This window comes from Pedobacter sp. G11 (genome assembly GCF_003860265.1).
GTDB classification, from domain to species: Bacteria; Bacteroidota; Bacteroidia; order Sphingobacteriales; family Sphingobacteriaceae; genus Pedobacter; species Pedobacter agri.
Map to the genome: position 1 here is coordinate 4720145 of NZ_CP034190.1, position 22317 is coordinate 4742461.

Annotated in this window: 24 protein-coding genes and 1 tRNA gene; 15 read left to right on the forward strand and 10 right to left on the reverse strand. The window is 36.6% G+C overall.

Annotation, left to right across the window (positions count from 1 at the left end; all coding sequences use genetic code 11):
- Positions 1 to 16: 16 nt before the first annotated feature.
- Entirely contained in the window at positions 17 to 3184 is a 3168-nt protein-coding gene (locus tag EA772_RS20265) for a TonB-dependent receptor (RefSeq protein WP_124914713.1), read from the reverse strand.
- 425 nt (positions 3185 to 3609) lie between these two features.
- Here EA772_RS20265 and EA772_RS20270 point away from each other — a divergent pair, with 425 nt between their 5' ends.
- From EA772_RS20270 to EA772_RS20280, 3 genes are all read left to right on the forward strand, one after another.
- The gene (locus tag EA772_RS20270) at positions 3610 to 4458 is read left to right on the forward strand and encodes a hypothetical protein (protein ID WP_124914714.1); all 849 of its coding nucleotides are present in this window, start codon (positions 3610 to 3612) and stop codon (positions 4456 to 4458) included.
- 169 nt (positions 4459 to 4627) lie between these two features.
- Entirely contained in the window at positions 4628 to 5647 is a 1020-nt protein-coding gene (locus EA772_RS20275) for a bestrophin family protein (RefSeq protein ID WP_124914715.1), read from the forward strand.
- A 40-nt stretch (positions 5648 to 5687) separates the two neighbouring features.
- Positions 5688 to 7268, forward strand: coding sequence for a Na+/H+ antiporter (locus tag EA772_RS20280; protein ID WP_124914716.1), 1581 nt, complete (start codon positions 5688 to 5690; stop codon positions 7266 to 7268).
- A gap of 117 nt (positions 7269 to 7385) precedes the next feature.
- Here EA772_RS20280 and EA772_RS20285 read toward each other — a convergent pair whose 3' ends face one another.
- From EA772_RS20285 to EA772_RS20295, 3 genes are all read right to left on the reverse strand, one after another.
- The gene (locus EA772_RS20285) at positions 7386 to 8741 is read right to left on the reverse strand and encodes a YeiH family protein (RefSeq protein WP_124914717.1); all 1356 of its coding nucleotides are present in this window, start codon (positions 8739 to 8741) and stop codon (positions 7386 to 7388) included.
- A gap of 11 nt (positions 8742 to 8752) precedes the next feature.
- A complete protein-coding gene (locus EA772_RS20290; protein WP_124914718.1) occupies positions 8753 to 9277 on the reverse strand; it encodes a DinB family protein in 525 nt (174 codons plus the stop codon).
- Between the two features lie 85 nt (positions 9278 to 9362).
- Positions 9363 to 9599 (reverse strand): hypothetical protein, encoded by a 237-nt coding sequence (locus tag EA772_RS20295; protein WP_116167801.1) that lies wholly within the window; start codon positions 9597 to 9599, stop codon positions 9363 to 9365.
- A 153-nt stretch (positions 9600 to 9752) separates the two neighbouring features.
- Between EA772_RS20295 and EA772_RS20300 the strand changes: the two genes are divergently transcribed.
- The 6 genes from EA772_RS20300 to EA772_RS20325 all read left to right on the forward strand — a co-directional run bounded on the left by EA772_RS20300 (position 9753) and on the right by EA772_RS20325 (position 13492).
- Positions 9753 to 9824, forward strand: a tRNA-Cys gene (locus EA772_RS20300).
- A gap of 16 nt (positions 9825 to 9840) precedes the next feature.
- On the forward strand, positions 9841 to 10629 hold the full coding sequence (locus tag EA772_RS20305) for an SDR family oxidoreductase (RefSeq protein WP_124914719.1): 789 nt from the start codon (positions 9841 to 9843) through the stop codon (positions 10627 to 10629).
- A gap of 214 nt (positions 10630 to 10843) precedes the next feature.
- Positions 10844 to 11650: a phytanoyl-CoA dioxygenase family protein gene (locus EA772_RS20310; protein WP_124914720.1), complete on the forward strand. Its 807-nt coding sequence runs from the start codon at positions 10844 to 10846 to the stop codon at positions 11648 to 11650.
- A 163-nt stretch (positions 11651 to 11813) separates the two neighbouring features.
- On the forward strand, positions 11814 to 12491 hold the full coding sequence (locus EA772_RS20315) for a CDP-alcohol phosphatidyltransferase family protein (RefSeq protein WP_124914721.1): 678 nt from the start codon (positions 11814 to 11816) through the stop codon (positions 12489 to 12491).
- A complete protein-coding gene (locus tag EA772_RS20320; protein ID WP_124914722.1) occupies positions 12484 to 12942 on the forward strand; it encodes a GtrA family protein in 459 nt (152 codons plus the stop codon). The genes EA772_RS20315 and EA772_RS20320 overlap by 8 nt, the downstream gene beginning before the upstream one ends.
- Before the next feature lie 19 nt (positions 12943 to 12961).
- Positions 12962 to 13492: a DUF4833 domain-containing protein gene (locus tag EA772_RS20325; RefSeq protein ID WP_210405057.1), complete on the forward strand. Its 531-nt coding sequence runs from the start codon at positions 12962 to 12964 to the stop codon at positions 13490 to 13492.
- Positions 13493 to 13494: 2 nt separating this feature from the next.
- Here EA772_RS20325 and EA772_RS20330 read toward each other — a convergent pair whose 3' ends face one another.
- Together EA772_RS20330 and EA772_RS20335 are read right to left on the reverse strand one after the other, a co-directional pair.
- Positions 13495 to 14577 carry an acyl-CoA desaturase gene (locus EA772_RS20330; protein WP_124914724.1) on the reverse strand — a complete coding sequence of 361 codons (1083 nt, stop codon included), beginning with the start codon at positions 14575 to 14577 and terminating at the stop codon, positions 13495 to 13497.
- Positions 14578 to 14728: 151 nt separating this feature from the next.
- Entirely contained in the window at positions 14729 to 15589 is an 861-nt protein-coding gene (locus EA772_RS20335; protein ID WP_124914725.1) for a PAS domain-containing protein, read from the reverse strand.
- A 209-nt stretch (positions 15590 to 15798) separates the two neighbouring features.
- Between EA772_RS20335 and EA772_RS20340 the strand changes: the two genes are divergently transcribed.
- The 3 genes from EA772_RS20340 (at position 15799) to EA772_RS20350 (ending at position 18089) form a co-directional block, all read left to right on the forward strand.
- Complete coding sequence (locus EA772_RS20340) at positions 15799 to 16068, forward strand: hypothetical protein (protein ID WP_116167793.1); 270 nt, start codon at positions 15799 to 15801, stop codon at positions 16066 to 16068.
- A gap of 30 nt (positions 16069 to 16098) precedes the next feature.
- The gene (locus tag EA772_RS20345) at positions 16099 to 16599 is read left to right on the forward strand and encodes a peptide-methionine (S)-S-oxide reductase (protein WP_124914726.1); all 501 of its coding nucleotides are present in this window, start codon (positions 16099 to 16101) and stop codon (positions 16597 to 16599) included.
- Positions 16600 to 16820: 221 nt separating this feature from the next.
- Complete coding sequence (locus EA772_RS20350) at positions 16821 to 18089, forward strand: Hsp70 family protein (RefSeq protein WP_124914727.1); 1269 nt, start codon at positions 16821 to 16823, stop codon at positions 18087 to 18089.
- Between the two features lie 326 nt (positions 18090 to 18415).
- On the opposite strand, the gene EA772_RS20355 is transcribed toward EA772_RS20350, so the two are convergent.
- The 4 genes from EA772_RS20355 to EA772_RS20370 form a co-directional block, all read right to left on the reverse strand.
- A complete protein-coding gene (locus EA772_RS20355) occupies positions 18416 to 19192 on the reverse strand; it encodes an AraC family transcriptional regulator (RefSeq protein ID WP_124914728.1) in 777 nt (258 codons plus the stop codon).
- Between the two features lie 295 nt (positions 19193 to 19487).
- Positions 19488 to 19685: a cold-shock protein gene (locus tag EA772_RS20360; RefSeq protein WP_116167789.1), complete on the reverse strand. Its 198-nt coding sequence runs from the start codon at positions 19683 to 19685 to the stop codon at positions 19488 to 19490.
- A 6-nt stretch (positions 19686 to 19691) separates the two neighbouring features.
- On the reverse strand, positions 19692 to 19877 hold the full coding sequence (locus tag EA772_RS20365) for a cold-shock protein (RefSeq protein WP_010599510.1): 186 nt from the start codon (positions 19875 to 19877) through the stop codon (positions 19692 to 19694).
- A 497-nt stretch (positions 19878 to 20374) separates the two neighbouring features.
- Complete coding sequence (locus EA772_RS20370; protein WP_010599511.1) at positions 20375 to 20599, reverse strand: cold shock domain-containing protein; 225 nt, start codon at positions 20597 to 20599, stop codon at positions 20375 to 20377.
- A 216-nt stretch (positions 20600 to 20815) separates the two neighbouring features.
- Between EA772_RS20370 and EA772_RS20375 the strand changes: the two genes are divergently transcribed.
- From EA772_RS20375 to EA772_RS20385, 3 genes are all read left to right on the forward strand, one after another.
- On the forward strand, positions 20816 to 20998 hold the full coding sequence (locus EA772_RS20375; protein ID WP_116167787.1) for a hypothetical protein: 183 nt from the start codon (positions 20816 to 20818) through the stop codon (positions 20996 to 20998).
- A 69-nt stretch (positions 20999 to 21067) separates the two neighbouring features.
- Positions 21068 to 21703, forward strand: a complete 636-nt coding sequence (locus EA772_RS20380; protein WP_124914729.1) for an HAD family phosphatase — start codon at positions 21068 to 21070, stop codon at positions 21701 to 21703.
- Positions 21704 to 21712: 9 nt separating this feature from the next.
- Complete coding sequence (locus tag EA772_RS20385; RefSeq protein ID WP_116167785.1) at positions 21713 to 22036, forward strand: DUF962 domain-containing protein; 324 nt, start codon at positions 21713 to 21715, stop codon at positions 22034 to 22036.
- The last annotated feature ends 281 nt before the right edge of the window (positions 22037 to 22317 follow it).

The window sequence follows — 22317 nt, forward strand, 5'->3', positions numbered from 1 at the left end:
GATTTGTTATATTTAATTAGAAACCTACGCTTAAACCAAATGAAATTATTCTTGATGAAGGATAATTTCCATTATCCACTCCTGGTTCAAGATTTGGATTTGCACCCACAACATCAGGATCAAGACCACTGTATTTGGTAATGGTGAATAAGTTTTGTCCGCTTACGTATAATCTTGCACTGCTAATGTTAGCTTTTGAGATTAATTTTTGCGGGAAACTGTAACCTAATTCCACGTTACGTAATCTTAAAAATGAACCATCTTCAATCCAGCGATCAGTGTTGCCTCTTGCATTTTCGTTGATTCCTCTGTCATTTGCAGCAAACTGATATCCTAATCTTGGGAAGGTGGTGTCGGTATTACCAGGTGTCCATGGATTGATTGCTCTTCTATAATTTGAGTTACCGTAGCTATCTAAATCTCTAAGTACATCATTATACAATTTTTGTCCGAAAGCACCATACAACTGGATTGTTAAACTAAAATCTTTGTATCTCGAATTAAATTGTAAACCAGATGTGAATTTTGGAAAAGCTGAACCTGCAAAAACACGGTCTTTATCATTGATATCATCGTTCGTGCCACCATCAATTGTGTTCACATAACGGATATCACCTGGTTTGGCGTAAGCGCTTTGTGCTCTATGCGCATTAATTTCTGCCTGATTCTGGAAAATTCCATCAGTTTTCAATACATAGTATTCACCAATCGATCTGCCAACTTGTGTTCTGGTATTGCCCGATTGAATGTAGTCTTTTGGCTGACCTGTTTCCGTATCGATACCTAAATTACCTAAAGATAACACCTTGTTTCTTACAATACTGATGTTTCCGGCGATATCCCATTTAAATTCGCCATCTAATTTCGGGCGATAACCTAAATTTAATTCTAAACCTTTATTCTGAATAGAACCAATGTTAACGATTGGATCTCCCTGTAAATTACCAAGATATCCTGGCAGAGGTTGGCTTAATAATACATCTTCTGAAACGGAACGAAACGCATCAAAGTTGATGGTGAACTGATCTTTAAAAAGTGATGCATCAAAACCTAAGTTGGTCGTTTTTTTCTTTTCCCATCTCAAATCGCCAGACGCAAGTTTAGCCTGAATTGCCCCAGGATTGGTGACCTGCCCGCTACCTAAAACCACATCTGGTGCCTGGTTAAGAAAACCAATGAATTGATATGCACCTAAAGTATTCACACCAAGCACACCATAAGAAGCTCTTAGTTTCAAATCTGAAACCCAATCCACCTTAAAGAAATCCTCTTTAGAAATTCTCCAACCTAAAGCGCCTGAAGGGAAATAACCTGTTCTAAATTGAGGAGAGAATCGAGAATCTTTATCAGCACGGAAAGTTGCGGTTAATAAATATTTATCGTCATAAGTGTAATTTAAACGACCTAAGTAAGAATCTAACAGGTTTTTATATCTGGTTCCTGAAGATGTACGACCTTCACCAGCAGTTGAAGTTAAAGTATCAAAATATTCACCTCCAAACTGAGCCAGTTTAATTCCACTACCAAAAGTATTATCAGTTTGTGTAGTTTGCTGCGTATAGCCTACTACCCCATTAATGCTATGTTTACCAATAACATAATTATAGTTCAAAGTATGCTCTAAAAGATAACTTAAAAACTGATTGCGATTATCGCTTAGCTGACTAAAATCAGGCGATTGATTTTGGTACCATGAACCATCTTTTCTGATCGATTTACTTTTATCAAAACTGGTTTCAATACCTGCATTAAATTTATAGTTTAAACCTTCGATGATCTTAAAATCAACATAGGCATTACCAATTAACTTAGCGAAGTTTGATTTTACTGAAGTAATATTGGCAATAGCCACCTGGTTACGCGAAAAAGTATTGATGTTACCATTTGAACCGTAACCCCAGCCGCCAGGATTGTTAGTACTGATTAAAGCATTATCCTGAACCGGAATTAGTGGTACACTTGAAAACATATCATACCAAGGGTTTCCGGCGAAGGCACCTCCCTGAAAAGGTGCTTTTGATGTAGATGATGAGAAAGCCAGGTTTTCTCCAAATTTGAATCTGCCTTTGGTAGTTTCTGTATTTACCCTAAATGAGGCACGCTCAAATTCTCTGGCAATCAGTACACCTTTATCTTTAAAATAACCACCAGAAATTAAGTATTTCGAGCCATTACCGCCACCAGAAATACTGGCATTGTAATCCTGAACCGAACCTGTTCTTAAAGTTTCATCAACCCAATCCGTATTGATACGGCCATTATAATTTGCTACACCAGGCTGGATCGCCATGCCTGATGCCTGATAAGCACGTGTATTGGTTGCAGCATATTCCGCAGCATCCATCATATCGTAAGTTTTAGGCACTTGCGAAATGCTGTATCTGCTCGTAATATTAATTTTCGCTGGTCCTTCTTTACCTTTTTTGGTTGTAATTAAAATCACGCCATTTCCTGCTCTTGAACCATAAATTGCAGCGGCAGATGCATCTTTCAAAATCTGAATGTCTTCTACATCATTAGGACTAACGGTAGTATTTGGATCAGCAATCATTCCATCAATAACATAAAGTGGACTTGCATTTCCAAAGGTTGCCAAACCACGAATATTCACAACTGCTTCCTGGCCGGGAGCCCCACCGTTTCTTACAGCAACACCTGGCGTTTGCCCCTGAAGTGCTTCAGGAAGAGAACGAGATACTAGCTTTTCTGTGTTTCCAGTGCTAACAGAACCCGTTGCACCAGTTAAATCTTTTCTTCTGATGGTTTGATAACCAATGACCACCACGTCATCCAGTGCCGTATCAGATGATTCCAATGTGACATTGATTACAGGGCTAGAACCGACAACAACTTCTTTAGCAGTAAAACCAATATAGTTAAAAACTAAAGTTGCTCCTTCCGGAACAGAAATACTGTATTTACCCGCAGCATCGGTTACAACGGCTCTTCCGCCACCTTTAACACTTACAGAAACCCCTGGAAGTGTTTCTCCGGAGGCAGCTTTTACAGTTCCAGTAATCTGGATGTCGAATTTATTTGCTTTGACCTCAAAGCCTTCGTTTTTTGTTAGGGAAGCGTAACTTGGATAAGCCATTGCAGCCACAACGAATGGCAGCGCAAGCATTCTTTTTAAGTTACCAACCTGATAAACATGAAATAGATTAAGTAAATTTCCTTTTTTCATAATATTTACATTTGGTTTTGGTTAGTTGAGTGTAGAGCGAACCGGCCATTAAAAAGGTAGTTCAGAACAGATCTTCGGCTTTTCTTCATAATTTAGAAATAAGTTTATAATTGGTTAGTCATGCTAAATCTATTGGAGATTTAACAAGAGCAATGTTAGGACTTTGAGCTGGAAACAGGTATAAAATTTGTTTCTAAATCTATAACAAATGTGGATTTGACATTTAAAAATAGCTTCTATAGCCAAAAAACAAGGTTTTTGAAAAATCGATTTTTAAGATCAGTAGCAAAAAAATAATTTTGGTGAAATGTGTTTTGCTGTGCATAAATCTTAAATGTCGAAAACTATATTTAGAATTATGGCATTATATAAATACCGCTCATCAATTAATTTTATAATTTTACAACCTAATATTTCAATACTTGATGCCAATTCTTTCTCTTTCGTCAAAAGATCTTCAGACTTACCAAAAGCGACTTACACAGTTGGGTCACACCGAAGATAGTTTTGCAGTTATTAAAGAATTGCATCAACGTTTAACCGTTAACGAAGCGGAGTTAAAAAAACTTGAATTTGCGGTTAACCTTTTGCAAATTCAGGGAAATCACGACTTGCAAAAAGATGCGGTTAAAAAAGAACACCAAAAACTTAAAGATATTCGCCAAACCATTGATGACAGGATTCTGATTGTTGAGCAAAAGTTATATTTAGGAATTCCTGATGATCTGGATGAAATGGAACAACTCATAGCTGAACAGGAAGCCATCGTGGCCGATCAGGAAAAACTGAATGAAGATGAACTTTCTTTGCTGGAGAAAATGAGTCAGATTGATGTTGCCTTCGGCAAACAACTGGCAGAAATCGATCAATCAAGATCAAATCGGGAACTTCCGCTAAACGCGAAATTGGAAAGTGCGTTACAGCAGGTTGAAGCCGCTCAAAAACAAACTGAATTGCGCTCAAAGATGCTATCGTTTCTACCAATTTTACTTGTTCCCATTATCCTGGATTGTATTGCTTATAAAATCGGTATTAACGGCTCAAATCCTTTAATTTTTTCACACTATATCTTTTTGATTTCTCTAATAGTCATTCAAATATTTTTTGCAGATCAAATTCGGATTAAAATCTTCTCCTTTTTAGCGGTGAAACAATGTGATTTATTTTTTAAGCAAATTTCCGATAGTTTAAGTGAACTCGAAAAAACTAAAAGGCAAATTGAAACTAAACACAGCATTAAGGCTGAAGATATTCTTAGCTTGGATATGAGTTGATTACTTTATCATTCCCCTTTTAATCGCCATTAAGTTGGTTTTCCCTATTATTTTTCTAATCCCAAAATACTGTAAACTCATAAATTACTGAGTCTTCGGTATGTTAAATAAAAGCTTAATTTTAAATTAAAAAAAAGCTAAAGATTTACTTATAAGATTATTTGTAAAAATGATAGTAAAAAAAACCATTACGCTGAAAGGCATTTTTGAATTTGCTGGTCATCACATTTATTGGCTTACAGCTTACATGTTTATCATTTCTGTATTGTACAAAGTAGTGGGTTGGCAATGGATTTCCATTCCATGGCTTCCCGTATCGTTAATTGGTACAGCAGTGGCATTTTACCTTGGCTTCAAAAATAACCAATCTTACGATAGGGTTTGGGAAGCCCGGAAAATATGGGGTGGCATTGTAAATAGTAGCCGAAGCTGGGGGATGATGGTGAATTCCTTCATCTTAAATAACCAGCTTACCGATGAGGAAATCAGAAAAATAAAAACCAGATTAACTTACCGACACATTGCCTGGCTATACATTTTAAGAGAACAATTGTTGGTTTCCACACAGTGGGAACACGTAAACTTAAAGCATCTATTCGGAAAAATTGCAGTTCAACGGCGGGAGCGTTTCGGTATAGGGCAGTTTAAAAATTACTTAAACGAAAAGCAAAAGGCAAATTATTATGCCGATGCAGCTGAATGGGACAACGCAGCCAATAAAGCCACACAAATCATTAATTTGCAGTCGCAGGATTTAGCGCAGCTTCATGAGGAAGAAACTTTGCACATGCGCAGGCAAATAGAATTACAAAAAATCCTATCAGATTTTTACGACCATCAGGGTAAAGCAGAGCGGATTAAAAAATTTCCTATCCCCCGCCAATACGCCAACATGAGTTTTATATTCACTTGTATTTTTATCTTCCTTTTGCCCCTTGGAATTGTGGCAGAATTTGCAAAATTAGAAGAAGCAGGAGTTTGGTTAATGATTCCTTTTGGCACCATTGTGGGCTGGATTTATGTTGTAATGGAGTTAATTGGAGATTATTCTGAAAACCCTTTTGAAGGTCTGGGAACAGATATTCCGATGCTATCGATTTGTCGCACCATCGAAATCGACCTGTTGCAAATGCTGGGTGAAACAGAACTGCCACAACCCATACAACCTGTTAACGATATTTTGATGTAATAAAGTCTTTTCATCAGAAAAATTTAAACAAACATAGTTAATGCATACACTTTTACCCTTTTTACTGGCAATGATAGCTGCCATCGTTTTATTAAACATGTGGGCTACCAAATTAAAAATTGCTTATCCTATTTTATTGGTTATCGCAGGATTGGCCATCAGTTTTATTCCGGGTTTACCAACGGTTAAGATTGATCCAGACCTGATCTTTTTTATATTCCTGCCTCCCTTACTTTTCGAAGCTTCCTGGTCAATCTCTTTTAAGGAAATGAAAAAATGGTGGCGTATTATCGGCAGTTTCGCTTTTCTGGTTGTATTTTTCACAGCGCTATCAGTTGCCCTGGTTACCAACTATTTAATTCCAGGATTTACCATTGCCATAGGTTTTTTACTGGGTGGTATTGTTTCGCCCCCAGATGCGGTAAGCACCGGAGCCATCATGAAATTTGTTAAAATTCCTCGTTCTACATCGGCCATTTTAGAGGGGGAAAGTTTACTAAATGACGCCTCATCGTTGATTATTTTTCGGTTTGCTTTGGTAGCCGTTGGTACCGGGCAATTTGTATGGCATGAAGCTGCAGGAAGCTTTATATGGATGGTACTTGGTGGTGCTGCAATAGGCTTGTTGCTGGCTTGGATTTTCGTTCAGGCACATAAACGTTTACCAACTGATGCGCCCTCTGATATCGCCTTGACACTCATTGAGCCTTACTTTATGTATTGGGTAGCGGAGCAGGTACATAGTTCTGGCGTAATGGCGGTGGTATGTGGTGGTCTATACATGTCTGCAAAACGACTCGTCTTTTTAAACAGCGCCAGTAGGATAAAAGGATACAGTGTTTGGGAAAGTTTTGTATTTATTTTAAACGGTGTAGTTTTCATGCTTATAGGCTTAGAGCTGCCAGAAATTGTTGGCGGGATAAGATCTGAAGGAATTTCATTAGGTACGGCTATTAATTATGGACTATTGGTGACAGCTGTGCTTATTGGTGCCCGGATGATTAGCTCTTATGCGGCTTTGGTAGCTACTACCATCTTCCGGCCAAGTGTTCGACCGCATGCCTCATCGCGGGTAAGACGCTGGATGATGCCGCTTTTATTGGGATGGACCGGTATGCGAGGTGTGGTATCACTCGCCGCAGCATTAGCTATCCCCGTTACGCTAAATGGAGCAGCCTTTCCGCATAGAAATCTTATTCTCTTTATCACTTTTGTGGTTATATTATTAACCTTATTAATCCAAGGGTTAACCCTGCCCTATTTCATTAAACGCACCCATTTTTTTGATGGTGTATTTGGCCTCGAAAATGAAGAAGCAACCAGGCTGAAAATGAAGCAAGGCCTAAAACAACATGTTTATCAAGAGCTTAAAAATAAATACGAAAATGGTTTACAGGGCAATGAGAAGATCGCAAAAATACTTAAACAGTGGGAAGAACGGGCCAAGGCTGCTGATGATAGCTGGATGAATGACGACACCAAAACCATTTTCGTTGAACTTTTGGATAGCCAACGCGAATATTTGGTTGAATTGAATAAAGACCCAAAAATTGATGAGGAAATTATCCGCCAGCAATTATATCAAATCGATTTGGAAGAAGAAAGATTAAAGATTATTTAGTCCTTTGAGTACAGATTTATTTAAAATAACATAAACTACAATGCAGCTTTAGCATCTATCAGGGATCAACTGAAAAACTATCGGTTCTACAGTTGATCCTAAAGGAAACGAAATTTGTTACTTAAAATCGGGCACTTCGAAAATGTATCCTCCGAATAAAATGTAAGCCCATAATAACGTCCAAAATATATTGAACAATTGTGCCACACCAAATACCACAGCGGGCTTTCCTTCTTGCAATTTAATTAGCGATGAAAGCTTGGCTTCCATACCGATGGATACAAATGCCAAAGCAAACCAAACTGTTCGTAAACCGCTTAGCGTGGGTACAACCGCTTTAGAGGTTTCAGCAGACAACAGAAATGAAAATATAAGCGAGGCTGCAATAAAACCAATTACAAATTTTGGAAATCGTTCCCAAACAATTCCAATACCGTTACCTTTTTGAATAGCAATTTCTCCATTTGATTTTTTAGGTTTTTTATAAGCCCACCATATAGCGATAAGAAAAGCGGCGATACCGATAAAAACGTTTTGAGAAAATTTAGCAATTACGCCGGCTTTAACTGCGATTGGTCCAATCAAATCTCCCGCAGCGGTTACAGTTGCTGTGGTATCCAGGGTTCCACCCAACCAGGCACCGCCAACAACTTCGGGAATATTAAAAAATTTAACTGCCCAGGGTTGTAAAACCATCATTGGAATGGCCATAATTAAAACTAAAGTAGTTACGTAAGATAGTTTTCGCTTATCTCCGTTAATTGCTCCGGCCGCCACAATAGCTGCCGAAACGCCGCAAATGGAAACAGCAGAAGCCAAAATCACACCGAACTCATCATCTACCTTTAATTTTCTGCTTAACCACATCGAAAAAAACCAAACTGCGCTCACCACTACTACAGCCTGTAAAATACCGGGCAACCCAGCTTTTACTAAATCAGCTGAAAGTATGGTCGTCCCTAAAATAACCAGACCAGTTTTAATATAAAATTCTGACCGAACGGCTTCTTTTAACCACTGCGGAAGTTGGACCAAATTACCCAGTAAAATTCCAATCAGCAAGGCGAATACTACATATTCCAAACCGTAATAAGAAACGTTTTTATTTCCTCCAATCAGGAATGCGAAGATTGAAACAACATAAATAAAAGTAAAGCCAAGTATGAATCGCTTAACCTTCCCTCCTGATAACGCAATAGCGGTAGTTGTTAATGAGAGGAACACAACCCAAACACCAAATATTTTCAAGATGTTATCTGCCGAAAATATTTTTTCTGAAAGATCATTTAATGTAGCCCATTTATAAACCGGCAGATCAATTGTGTAACCTAACCCATAGAAATATACAACGAGCGAAATCAAAAATCCACCTAAAATCACAGCCCACCAATCTTCAGTGAGGTAGCTTAGAAAAGGCTTCTTTTCGGTATGATAATTATCTTGAATAGGCTGTTCATCTAAAGAAATAGACATGAGAAGGGGTATTAGAGATTTATTGCTTGATTATTTTGTTTAACTACTGCGGCGGTAACCATCAACTGACCCAGATGGCGCATGGTGTGTTCTGCTCCATGAAAAAGTAATCCTAAAACAGTAGAAGGTAACCCGGCACGACCAATGCCCCTGAATTGTGTAAGTGTTTGCACATCAGTTTCATAAAGTTGTTGCATCGCTTTAAGCACCTGTTGATCAAAACGATGAATGAGGTGCTGCACTGAATAGCCAGCAAAACTATCTTTCCCCTCTTCTTCTAATTGTTCAAATTGAAAAGGAGTTAAAGCCTCTGCCCTAGCATAAGTGAAAACGCGGTCTAAAACTCCGGATAAGTGCTGTAAATGAAACCCTACTGAAGCCATTCCGGCTGGTTTAGTCCACAGCAGTTCAGCCGGAAAATCAACTAAATAATCATGCAACTCTTCCTGCGCTTGCAAAATTGCATGACCAATCGGTTGCAATAAAGGTTCAAGATTAGGTAAAGGTCCTCTCTGCCAGACTTCTAATTTCGCCATAATGGTTTTTTCTACTGGCTAATCTATGAAATTGAGTGCGAGCCTATGGCATATCAAGCGTTAATTTTACAGACATGATCTAATTTTAATCAAGTCTCCATTTCTGCAAACCCTGTTGTACACCTGGAATTTTTTCTTCCAGCTCTGTTTGAAGATCTTTAGAAATATTTAAAAATTCAAATGCTTTTTTGCCGTTAGAAAGTTTAAGTTCACCCCCAGCCAGTTCAATCCGCTGAATGAGATCCTTCCCTAGTTCATGTTCGATAAGGTATTTTTTCGCCCTATTCTTTAAGTTGTCTTGAAATTGTCCAATTGTAGCCATATCGTCTTTTTAAATAGTGAATTGATGCAGCAAATGTATTAAAAAAATAAAAAGACTACAAAATCTATAGACATTATATTTTTTATTATATCTTTGCTTCATCATTTGATAGAAGCCTGGCAGTTTGCATACACGCTTTACTTTTGATCGTATAGTCATGTGGCCGAGTGGTTGAGGTACAGGTCTGCAAAACCTTTTACGGCGGTTCGAATCCGCCCATGACGTCTACTATAAATAAAATATGAATACATTGCAAGGAACATTTGCCTTGGTTACCGGAGCAAGCAAAGGATTGGGCAAAGCAATTGCAACTGAACTGGCAAAAAAAGGTTACGATCTTTTACTGGTTGCTCGCTCGGAAGACGAATTGGCTAAGCTGAGCGAGGAATTACAAACCGGTTATGGTATAAAAGCACTTTATTTTCCAATTGATCTTTCACAACGAAGTTCTGCAAAAACCGTAAACGAATGGGTGGAAAAAAATGACTTTCAGGTTTCGATACTGATCAATAATGCCGGCTATGGTTTATGGGGAAGATTTGATGAGCTACCGCTCGAAGATCAATTTAACATGTGCCACTTAAATATCGATGTTGTAGTAGAACTTTCCTATCTGTTGATTCCCCGCCTATCCCGATCTGATAAGGCTTATATTTTAAATGTATCGAGCACTGCTGCATACCAGGCTGTTCCAACACTGGCAGTTTATGCTGCCACAAAATCATTTGTGCTGTCATTTACCAGAGCAATAAGATTTGAACTAAAAAACACAACGATAGCAGTAAGCTGTTTAAGCCCCGGACCAATTGATACAGGATTTGCGCACCGGGCTGGGCTTGATGCCTTTAGCAAGATGGCTGAGAAGTTTAATATGCAGTCTGAAGAAGTCGCAAAAATTGCACTGAAAGGTTTATTTGCTCATCAGCCGGAAATTGTTCCGGGTTTTACAAACTGGATAAGCGTTTTCGCAAACCGGATTTTGCCAAAGGCATTCATCGAAAAAATGGCAGCAGGAATTTATAAAACTTAAAGATTTTTTGAAAAAATTGTACCTGATATTCTTTGGAATATTAAAAAAATGTTACGTTTGTATTAAATACTACTAAATCTATAGATTATGTATAATAAAACAATCTTGTTTTATTTCACTTCAGCACAGAACCACTCGCGAATGCGAATGTGCTGTTGTTGCGCATAATTCTTCTTCCAACCAATTTATTTTTCTTTACCTAAACTTTTGAACCATGGCTTCATCTTATCCAACCTTTACCCTATCTGATCAATTAACCAGCGAACAAATTGATTTCTTCAATGCTCACGGCTTTATCCATTTTAAGAATTTTATAACAAAATCTACCGTTTCCTCTATTATACATGCTTCAAAAGAAGTGGAGCGAAACTGGGTTGAAAATGATATCAAAAAAGTAAATGGTGTGCCAATTAAATACGGAAAAGATTTAAACGGAGAAAAGATTGTACAAAGGTTTGCATTTATCAATCAACACCATATGACATTAGCAGGCTTACTCCTAGATCCCCGTATTACCGCTTTACTGCCACTCGCAGGAGAAGGTTCCCGTTTAGGTACCGAAGAAAAAGATGGGATGGTTTTCAATCATTACATCAACGGGCCTGAAAGTACTTTTACTAAAATGGGCTGGCATACGGATGGATTAAGAGATATTTTTTATGGAGGCAAACTTAATCCGATGCTTAATGTAGGCATCCATTTAAGCACACAAAAAGAATCAAACGGTGGATTAAAGATTATTCCCGGCACCCATAAACAAAGTGTTTATCAAATGCTTTTTCGTAAAAAATACTTTTTAGATAATAAAGCAGATAAGGATGAGGTTTCGATTTTACCCGAAGCGGGTGATTTGACTATCCATGATGGAAGGTTGTGGCATCGTGTTGCACAATCATCCATACGTGGAGAGGAAAGTCGTAGGCGAGTAATCTACATCCCTATTATTGCGGGTAAATATGCGCCGAAAAATGAGAATAGTCCAACCGTTTTTTATCAGCGTTTCGCTGGAATTGTGAAGTAATAACATGGTATTTATATTGATATTCAGCTATCTGGCTAAAACTGGAAAACTACAAAAACAGGTTTCTGGTTTCAAAGCTTTCAAAAGAAGAATTGGTTCAAAAATCTTTCGTCCTGAAGCCGCAGTTATATTAGGATGCAGCGTTTTAATTTATTAAAATTTAATGAGCGACACACATTCACAACGAGAAAAGATTTTTGCCGATCGGAAGAGAACCAACATCCTGAGAAATGGTGAGCAGCGTTTCATTCATTTTTTATTAAAACAGATGCCGGAATTCGTATCGCCAAACATATTAACGGGCATTGGATTACTGGGTTCAATAACTGTTTCCGTATCATTTATATTGGCCATAACCAGTGATAAGTGTTTTCTGCTGCTAGGAATTTTGGGTCTTTTTATTAACTGGTTTGGCGATTCGCTTGATGGAAGGCTGGCCTATTATCGGCAAATTCCGCGAAAATGGTACGGTTTTGCGCTTGACATCATCATGGATTGGGCAAGTATTGTTCTAATCGGATTAGGTTACTATTATTATGCGGAAGCCCCAGCAAAAGTTTTAGCTTTCTTTTTCGTGGTGTTTTATGGCTGGTCGATGATTATTTCTTTGCTACGTTATAAAATTACTGATGTTTACCGCATCGATTCCGGTATATTCGGCCCTACTGAACTTCGAATCATCATCGGTTTTATTCTTTTGCTAGAGCTTTTATTGCCCGGATCTATTCTGTATTCTGCGATTTTAATTACGATTACCTTGCTTGTAGTTAATATTCTGGATACCATGGAATTGCTGCGTTTTGGAAATAAACGTGATGGGAAGGATAAAACGAATGATTAAAAAAAAATCTGTCAACGTTTTTCTCAAAGCACAACTTTCAGCCTTTTCAGGCGGTGTTACAGATTATGGAATGATGATCTTGCTCACCGAGAAGCTGGGTATTCATTTTACGGTATCAATTCTCATATCTGGTTCTTTAGGAGGAATGGTTAATTTCTGCATCAACCGCTATTGGGCTTTTAAGGATCAATCGGCTTATGCTTCATCTGCAAAAATGCAATTCTTCCGGTTTTTCAGCGTAGTGCTTGGAAGCATTACATTAAAATCAACAGGAACCTATTTGCTACACCGGGGTTTCAATCTGGATTACCGTATTGGGAGATTATTAATTGATAGTATAGTCTCTTACGGATTTAATTATCCGATGATGAAGTTTTGGGTATTTAAAACCAAAAAGAAAAAACATCAGCAAAATTTTGATAATAATATTAATGTCCATACAGCCCAATAGGAATTATTTGCGGTCAGGCATGCTTGCGCTGCTATTACTTTTATTGGCTGGCCAGTTAACAGCGCAAGTATCAGACCCCTCTCCTATCAATTTCCCTATCCCAAAAAACATAGAAAATATGCTGTTTTATTTACAGCGAGATCCAAATACCAACACACTTATTTATGCTTTAAACTTACAGGAAAATGGAAGCATTAATCGCTCACAACCTGTTTCAATTTATTGGCTTCGTTACGGCGAACATGGCGAGAAAAAAGAATTGGGATATATCCAGAAGAAATTTGCCTACGGCTTAGTGACTAAGGAAATTGCAAAAGATAAATTCGAACTAAGATTTGTTTCACATAAAACCTTGCCGCTTTATTTAAGTAAGGTAGGTGAAAAATATACTGTTACGGTGGCCGTTAATGGAAAAACAATTAAGATCAACCGTCTTTTTATTCGGATAGTTGGTGGCTCGTTTTGGCTACCTAATGTGAGGTACGCTTTAATTGAAGGAATTGATTTGGTTACAGGTAAATCGCTAGCAGAAAAAATCACCATTAAATAGCATTAAACAGCTGGACTACCCATTTTTTTGAGCATCCGGTAATGAGAAGCCAAAGCCGATGAGAAAGTTGCGTTTTCATGATAAGGAATGCCATATTCTAAAGCTGTTTTCTTTACGATAACTGATATCCATCCATAATGAATATGACATACTTTTGGGAATAGATGGTGTTCAATCTGTCTGTTTAAGCCGCCAAGGAAAAATGCAGCAAGCGGACTATCCGCAGCAAAATTTGCCGTAGTATGCATTTGATGTTCAGCCCAGGCTTCCTCCATGTTTCCTGAATGATTAGGCACCGGAAAAGCTGTACCTTCTACAACATGAGCAAGCTGAAAAACCAAGCCCATTGTAATTCCCTGAGCGATATGAAGCAAAACAAAGCCAACCAAAACCTGCCACCAGGCTAAATCGGTAATTAAAATTGGAAGAACGATGAAGAGAAAGTAATAGAGAAACTTGTAAAAGAAAAGATTAAAATACTCAATTTTGGGATGAATATTTTCTCTGGCACCTATATTTTTCTGAAAGAATTTCTTGTAATCCTTGCGTAGCACCCACGAGATTGAAGCTAAACCATATAATGGAAATGCGTACCATTGCTGAAAACGCTGATGTGACTTCAATTCATCTTCATTACAAATGCGGATTAATCCCGGTGCAATCTCAATATCTTCATCGTGTCCTGGTATATTGGTATAAGTGTGATGAACTACATTGTGGGTAATATTCCATACGTAAGGACTGGCGCCGAGCAGATGAAAAATCATTCCAAGCAACTTATTCACTTTTTTATTAGCCGAGAAAGCGCCATGAATGGCATCGTGGCACACATTAAAACCAATAAATGCACAGGTTACTCCCAAGGCTAAAGTAAGTGGAGCGAGATATATCCAGTTTAACCCAGAAAGTAGAATGCTGAGATATAATATGATAAATAGGCTTAAAAAAATGGAAGTCTTCATCCACATCAAACTGTTGGCATTGATTCCCAATCCACGATTGTGAAACTGTTCATTTACCTTTTGCCTGACTTCTGAATAAAAATTTACTTTTCCTGATGCAGGGAATTTTGTGATGATCTTCATATTTCTCGTTTACCGTACCCGCTGCACAGGGGCGATACTCCGAGTTCATCAAGATGCGCATCTTAAATTAGATGACGTGTAAATATATGAACGTAAACTGAGATTGTTTAGTTTTTAAATAAAGTAATAAGTGTACATAAAATTACAACCCCTAACCGGGCAACAATTCGTTTCTACTTTTTACCAAATCAGAAACATCAGTAGCAATAATCATGATCGAATTCGTTGTACCCCGATCATTTTTCAATGGTTCATATATAAAATTGAAATAACAATCTACTTTCTGGCCATCTTTCTCTAAAATAGCTTTCGCTTCCTTGCCAATATATCTCTCACCGGTGGTATAAACACGATCGAGTATTTCAAGATAAGGTTGATCTTGCAGTTCGGGTAAACCTGCCGCTAAAGGTTTTCCTAGAACGGTTTTATCTTTACCCCAAAGCTCAAGAATTAAATTATTTGCCATTTCGATCTTAAGTTGGCGATGACGCAAAACACCAAAGGCAATAGGTGCCTTTTCTAAAAAGCCACTTATTTTGGTTTTAGACTTCGATAAGCTCTTTCCTAATTGAAATGTAGCCGTAAAAGCCTGACTGAGTTCTTCATGAGCCAAATTTAAATCTTCGTACAATGTATCAAGCTCATTTCGGTGACTTGCTATTTCTTTAGCACAAATATCAACCTGTTGTATCAGCGCAGCATATTCTTCCAGAAACTGAAATTGTTTAACAATGTTGGCCGCAATAATTTCCAATATCTCTTTTCCATGTGCTTCTAAGCCGTCTGCTCTGATATCTTTTATTATTATCTCTCCTATCAACTGGTTAGAAGCATTAATTAGAGGCTTCAGGAGATGACTTTCCGCTTTCAAACCTGGAGCCTGCAGCGCCTGTTTATGGATATTGATTTCTACTAGATCTGAGTTAAATACGGTTTTTAAAAGCCTGATATGTTGTTCCAGTAAATCATCCTTTTCGAATTTTAAAAATTTACGCCCTTGTTTACTGTCCATTTTCTGCTTTTTTGATAAATCGTTTTAATTAACGACCAAATATCTTTCTTGTTAAGGTAAACAATATTCATACCCCAAACACGAATACTAAAATATAAATCTTGATTATGATGTTAATACGACTTTAAAAGAAAATAACTCTTTTTAGGAATGCTTTTGATTGTAACTATTAGCCTTTGGCAGATGTTAATCTTAAAAATCAAATACTCATGTATCCAAATCACGAACTTTCGGTTTTGAGAAGACGTTTACTTGAAAAAATTGGTTCTACAACTTTAGGCCCGGGTGATTGTTCTGAAATATCAGTCCAAATATTCGTAAAAACTGGTTATTACGTAAGCAGGTCTACTATTAAACGCATTTTCAGCACCACACCGAACTTATCAGATTCTTCACCTTTTGTTAAGAACGCCATTGGCAGTTTTTTGGGTTTCGACCATTGGGAAGCTTTGAAACAAGCTATTGATAGAGAAAAGTAAATGTTGCGGATTTAGTTTTAGATTTAACGAATGGAAAAAATTGGATTTGGGGGAAGCTGCCACTGGTGTACTGAAGCAATATTTTTATCAATTAGAGGTGTGGTGAAGGTTGAACAAGGTTGGATTTCGTCAACAGGCAGTGATCATGAATTATCTGAAGCGGTTATTGTGCACTACGCAGAAGAAATAATTGACTTAAAATCATTAATCGAAATACATCTCCATACGCACAGTTGTACCGCACAACACTCCATGCGTGTGAAGTATCGCTCGGCCATTTATGTATTTAATGATTTGCAGCAACAACTTGCGAATGATGCCATTGTAACACTACAATCTGATTTTGCACATCCCATCATTACAAAAGTTATCCCCTTTAGGCAATTTAAGCTCAATCAAAATAAATACCTAAATTACTATTATGGTAACAGGGAAAAGCCCTTCTGCCGAAATATTGTAAGTCCGAAACTTAAAGCACTTATCAATTCGTTTCCTCATTTGATAAATAAAGATAAAATGAATTTATCTTAAATCTGTAGCGGACGATCCCCTCGAAATTCAGGTGCTTAATGCCATAATATTAAATCGAATTATTGTATTAGAATAATTTTTACAACCTTTGCGCCTTGCAAGGCAATTTGTTTCTGCAAACATACAAGCCTGTTTACTTCGGCTTAAATATTGGTTCAGCCTTACTGAACTAAATCCTGCTTAAAATAAGGATCACCAAACATTAAAATATTTCGTTTACCATGAGCAAGTTTTTGTACGGCATTGATTTTGGCACAACCAATTCTGCGCTATCTATTTACGATGAAGAAAAAAAGGAAATTATAGATACAATTTCCATTCCCTCTTTGATCTATTTTACCGAAACAAAAAGTTTTGTTGATGGCGAAAGTCATATTGTTGGAGAAAAAGCAATTGAAAGTTATTTAAATGACGGGATGAAAGGGCGTTTCATTAAATCAATCAAACAAATCCTATCTCGAACCACCTTTACAGAGACCAGAATTCATAATAAGCGATACACAGCTGCCGATTTAGTGACACTAATCCTCAAAGATCTGAAATCGAAGGCAGATAAAATTATAAATGGAAACTGTAGCAAAGCCATCATTGGGAGACCTGTGTTTTTTGATGATGATAATTCGCAAAGAGATACTTTGGCGCAAACGAGATTAAAGAAAGCCGCTGAAAACGCTGGCTTTACTGATGTGCGCTTTCAGTTTGAACCGATTGGCGCTGCCTTTGCTTATGAAAAAACGATTAATAAAAAAGAACGGGTATTAGTAGCTGATTTGGGTGGTGGAACAACTGACTTTACTTATCTTATCCTCGATCCGGCAAAGGTGGGTAGTAAAGACCGAAAAAATGATATGATCGCATCAGGGGGTATTTATATTGGTGGCGACAGTTTAGATTCAGCTTTTATGTGGGATAAAGGAACGCCTTATTTTGGAAAAAACACAACTTACGAAGCCACACCCGGCAAGGTTTTAAACGTTCCGAAATCGCTTTTCGCAAATATTTGCACCTGGGATAAGATGAACTTTTTTAATGGACTTAAAATCCAAAAAGAAATAGAAGAGTACTACTATTATTCTGGCAATGATCCAAAATTTAAAAACCTAATTACCCTGGTTGAAAATAATTTGGGCTATTCTTTATTCAGAGCGATAGAAAAAACGAAAATCGAGCTTTCCGATTTACCCGTTTCCAATTTTGAGTATTCCAGCTTGGGAATAGAGATTGATGAGCAAATCAAATTAGATCAGTATAATGCCATTATTGAAAAAGACGTTTTAAAGATCGAAGCTTATCTTAACCAGTTTATGAATACTTATCACATCAACCCTGAAGAAATTGATTGCCTGTTTTTAACAGGAGGAACATCAATGGTTTCAGCCATACAGCAACTATTTAGACGCCGGTTTCCACATATCCCTTTAAACTCAGGCGATAATTTTAAAAGTGTGGCGAAAGGCCTCGCCTACAGTGGTTATTTGTTTGAAGATTAATGATTGGCTTACCGCAAAGGTAGTCTCGGTGTTTCGACGGAAACCTAAGCATCTTTCCCCTAACCTAATTTAATAGTTTCTGAAGAAATTATTACAGATGACTGGTACTACTACTCATATTTAGTAGATTTTGGAATATTATTTCCAATTTGTGTTAGTTTTTTTAATTTAGCACTAAATTAATGCGACTGATAAAAGCATGAAGCAGTTAGCAATATTTTACGCGTGTGGCGCTTAGGCAAAATATGTTGTGAGGTACGGAAAACCTGGATTCTTGGAAGAAATTTATCCTTATGATTAACATTTCTTTGACGGTCGCATTAATTTTATCCTAAATGGCTAAATTGATTTACCGTTACTCCTTTGTATCTTCTAAAGGTAGAATGAAAGTTTGAAGTTTGTTCAAATCCTAAAATCTTCGCAATCTCATCAACGCTATGATCTGAATGGAGCAACAACATTTCGGCCTCTCTCATGATCCGATCTTTGATCAGGCTGGATAAACTTTTGCCCAAAACTTTACTTAAAAACAAGTTAAGCTTTCTGCTACTGATCCCCATTCCCTGGGCATAAAACTCAATGGACCGCTCCGTTTTGTAAAACTGTTCTAATATCGCTCTGAAACGAAGTACCTGCTGTAACTCATCCAACGAAAGGGCAGCTAAATAACCATCCAAATCTGAAGTATATCCTAAAAATAGCGATAGATACTGAGATAGATAAGCTACATCTCTCCTTGCATCTACTTCTTTACGGAGCTGCTCAATGAGGCTAGTTGTTTTTTTAAACTCATTCCCATCCAGGTCTCGGTAAGAAAGTTTTAAAAAAAGATTTTTGGCGAGGGGATCTAAGTGCTGCAATAAAAATTCAGCGTATAATATGCTGCTAAACGTTAGCCAATAAGCAAATTGTATTTCGCCGTCTAATCTTACCAGTCCCTCTTCAGGAATAAAAAATATTCGTCCGGCAATCAATTTATGATCACCAGAATTCATGTGCAGGTATCCTTCAGCTTCTTTAATTACTAAAATACGCATCGGAAAAGCTGCTGGCAAAGCTTTTTCCCTTTTATAAAATCCTTTAATCACCTCAAGTTGTATCATATCAACTTAGATTTTAAAGTGTTTAGTGAGAGATCGTTTATCATTATAAATTAGTGTGGTTTCTAAGACTACCAACGCACATTAAAAGTTACATTAATAAATTGTTAATCTAAACCAAATTTCCTGTTGCTGTAACGAAATCAATGGTTTAATAAATTCTTGCGCAAACATAAATAATATTATAGTGTTGATCGGCTTGTAGCTAAAATTCTAAGCTATCAACAATAAAATCCAAGGCAAAAAAAAAGCAAACTAATAATTAAGTTTGCTCATTTTGTTTAATGTGATGATTCTTTCAGGATTTTAATACTGTAACCTTTACTACTTCAACATTGTTGGCAGCGAAGTTGAGATCGAAAAGTACAATATTTTGCGTTTGAATTTTATCAATTAATCCTTTAGCCGAAACGATTAAATCCTTTCCTCCATTAGAAGGTGTAATTAATCCTAGTCCTTTTTCATCATCATAATATTTTACAGTTCCGAGTCTCATAGTATCTTACACTAGTTTAACATTAACTGCATTTAAACCTTTTTTGCCCTGAGTTACTTCGAACTCTACCTGGTCATCTTGATTAATTTTATCAACTAATCCGGTAATGTGTACGAAGATCTCTTCTCCGTTTTCTGACTTAATGAATCCAAAACCTTTTGACTCATTATAAAATTTTACTGTTCCTTGCATTTAATTTAGAAAGTTTAGATTTCTAAACATAGCAAAATGAAAAAAGTTTAAAAAATGTAATAGATTTTTACTGCGTTTTAATAGATGAAGGATAGTACCTGGCGGTTTAACCTAAAATATTCTTTTAATTGTTTGATATACTTCATTACAATTCCTTTAAAAAAGAAATTATACAAACTTAAGAAGTGAGTATTGCCAGATTATTCTGCTATATCTTCTTACTTGCAAAGATTATCCAAAAAACTGTAATACCACTAAGTATAAAAATAATCCCTAATATTAAATTCATTCTGTCATCCATCTTTGTAAGCTACAAAAATTATGATGACATTCAGATGATTTACGTTAAATACAACCTGAGGGGTTAAAGTAATCTATAGATTGTATTTAAAAAAAATAAATCATCGCTTTGTGTATGAACAGGTGATAGTGATCGAACAGGTGAGAATTGCATCGGTTTTGAAGAGAATCCTCATCAAACACCAACAAAGATTTGATTAAACGACCTTCAACTTAGACCTTTTTTTGGCCATGCCGACAATATTTTTAGCAACTTTTCCTCTTTTTGTGATGGCAAGTTCAAATTCTACTGAGCTACCTATATAAAGACCCTTTGCTTTACAATCTGATATATCGAAATAAATACTTTGAACTACTAATTCCTGTGAGATTAATCCGAAACCTCTTTGCTTATTGTAAGCTGTAATGACACCATTCATCATGTTTAGTTTTGAGCGTTAATTGATATAAACATAGTTGATTGTGTATAAAAAAAATAATGCAGTAGATATTCTATCACAATAAATAGATATGATTTGTACCTAAGTTGATTATCGTAGAATATCGGGTTGGTATGACTATTAAATCAGATCGCTAATTATGATAATTAAAACTTAAAAATATTTTAAATGTTTAATCATTAGTTTAAAACCATCGCTATGAAAAATGTAAATAAAAAAAGTTCTACCAAAGAACTTAATGAAGTTAAAGAAGGCGATATCATAAAGGATGATACCGGGAAAAAGGGTGAAGTTGCAGACATAGAAATTTTGAATAGAAAGAAGGAAACGCAATACTATTACAAGATCAAAAATGATGGAACAATTCTCGTAATTAAATAATAGGTTCAGTTGGATTTATTTATTGGCGATTAGAAATATTTAAGGATATTTGCGCAAAAGTATTGATCCATGCAAAATATTAAAAACATCATTTTTGATTACGGAAACGTAATTTTCGATATCGATTTTAGAATTGCCCAGGCTTCGTTTAAAAAACTTGGCATAACAGATATAGAAAATTTCTTTGCACATAAAGGCCATAATCAAATATTTGATGATTTTGAAACCGGCGCAATCTCTCCGGCAGAGTTTCGCGAGGGTATCAGAAAAGCTGCTGAGAAACCTGATTTAACTGATGCGCAGATTGATGAGGCATGGAATAGCTTATTAATAGGAACCCATCAACAAAATCATAATTTGTTAATGGCGGTAAAAGAGAAATACAGAACTTTTCTATTAAGTAACAACAATGAAATCCACTACGAATGGATTATCAATTACCTGAAAACAACTTTCGAACTGAACAATTACGATGACTATTTTGAGAAAGCTTATTTTTCTCAGCATATGAAATTGCGTAAACCTAATACTAATATTTTTGAGCAAGTATTGAAGGAGAACAACTTAAATCCTGCCGAAACTTTGTTTATAGATGATAGTCCGCAGCATATTGAAGGGGCAAAAAAAGTGGGTTTAAATACGTTATTGATGACTGAAAAACCAGCTCAACTGGAATCATTTTTGAAAGCCAACGGCGTTTTGTAAATTAAGGTTATGGCGGAAAAGAAATACAAATCTCTTAAAGAGTTTTATCCCTATTATCTAAGTGAGCATACCAATACAACTTCCAGAGTACTTCACTTTATAGGCACAGGTTTAGTTGTACTCGCCTTTTTTACAGGCTTTCTCTTTCATGATTGGCGTTTTTTCTTGGCGATGCCGATTTTAGGATATGGTTTTGCATGGGTGGGTCATTTCTTTTTTGAGAAAAATAAACCCGCTACTTTTGAATACCCGGGTTATAGCTTAGCAAGCGATTTTATCCTTTTTTACGATTTGCTTACGGGAAAACAAGGGTTTGTGGTGAAGAAAGATTAGCAACTTATTTTAAGCCGTTGGTTGAAACCAATGGTAATGAATTATAAACATAGTCTTTTATTCGCTATTTATTGCAGGCTGCTTGAGCTGCCTGTTTGTTATTAAACGATTAGCGGTGTTAGCAAAACCTTTGTTCTTAAACCCGATTGGAGCGAAAATACTTTTTGCAGCAGGTCTTCGACGAGTTCGAACTAACAATATCAAAAAGATTGAAGCAGAAAGCGGGAATACTAAATCCGAAGAACCACCACACTTTCCTTTCCAAATAAAAAATGGAATCA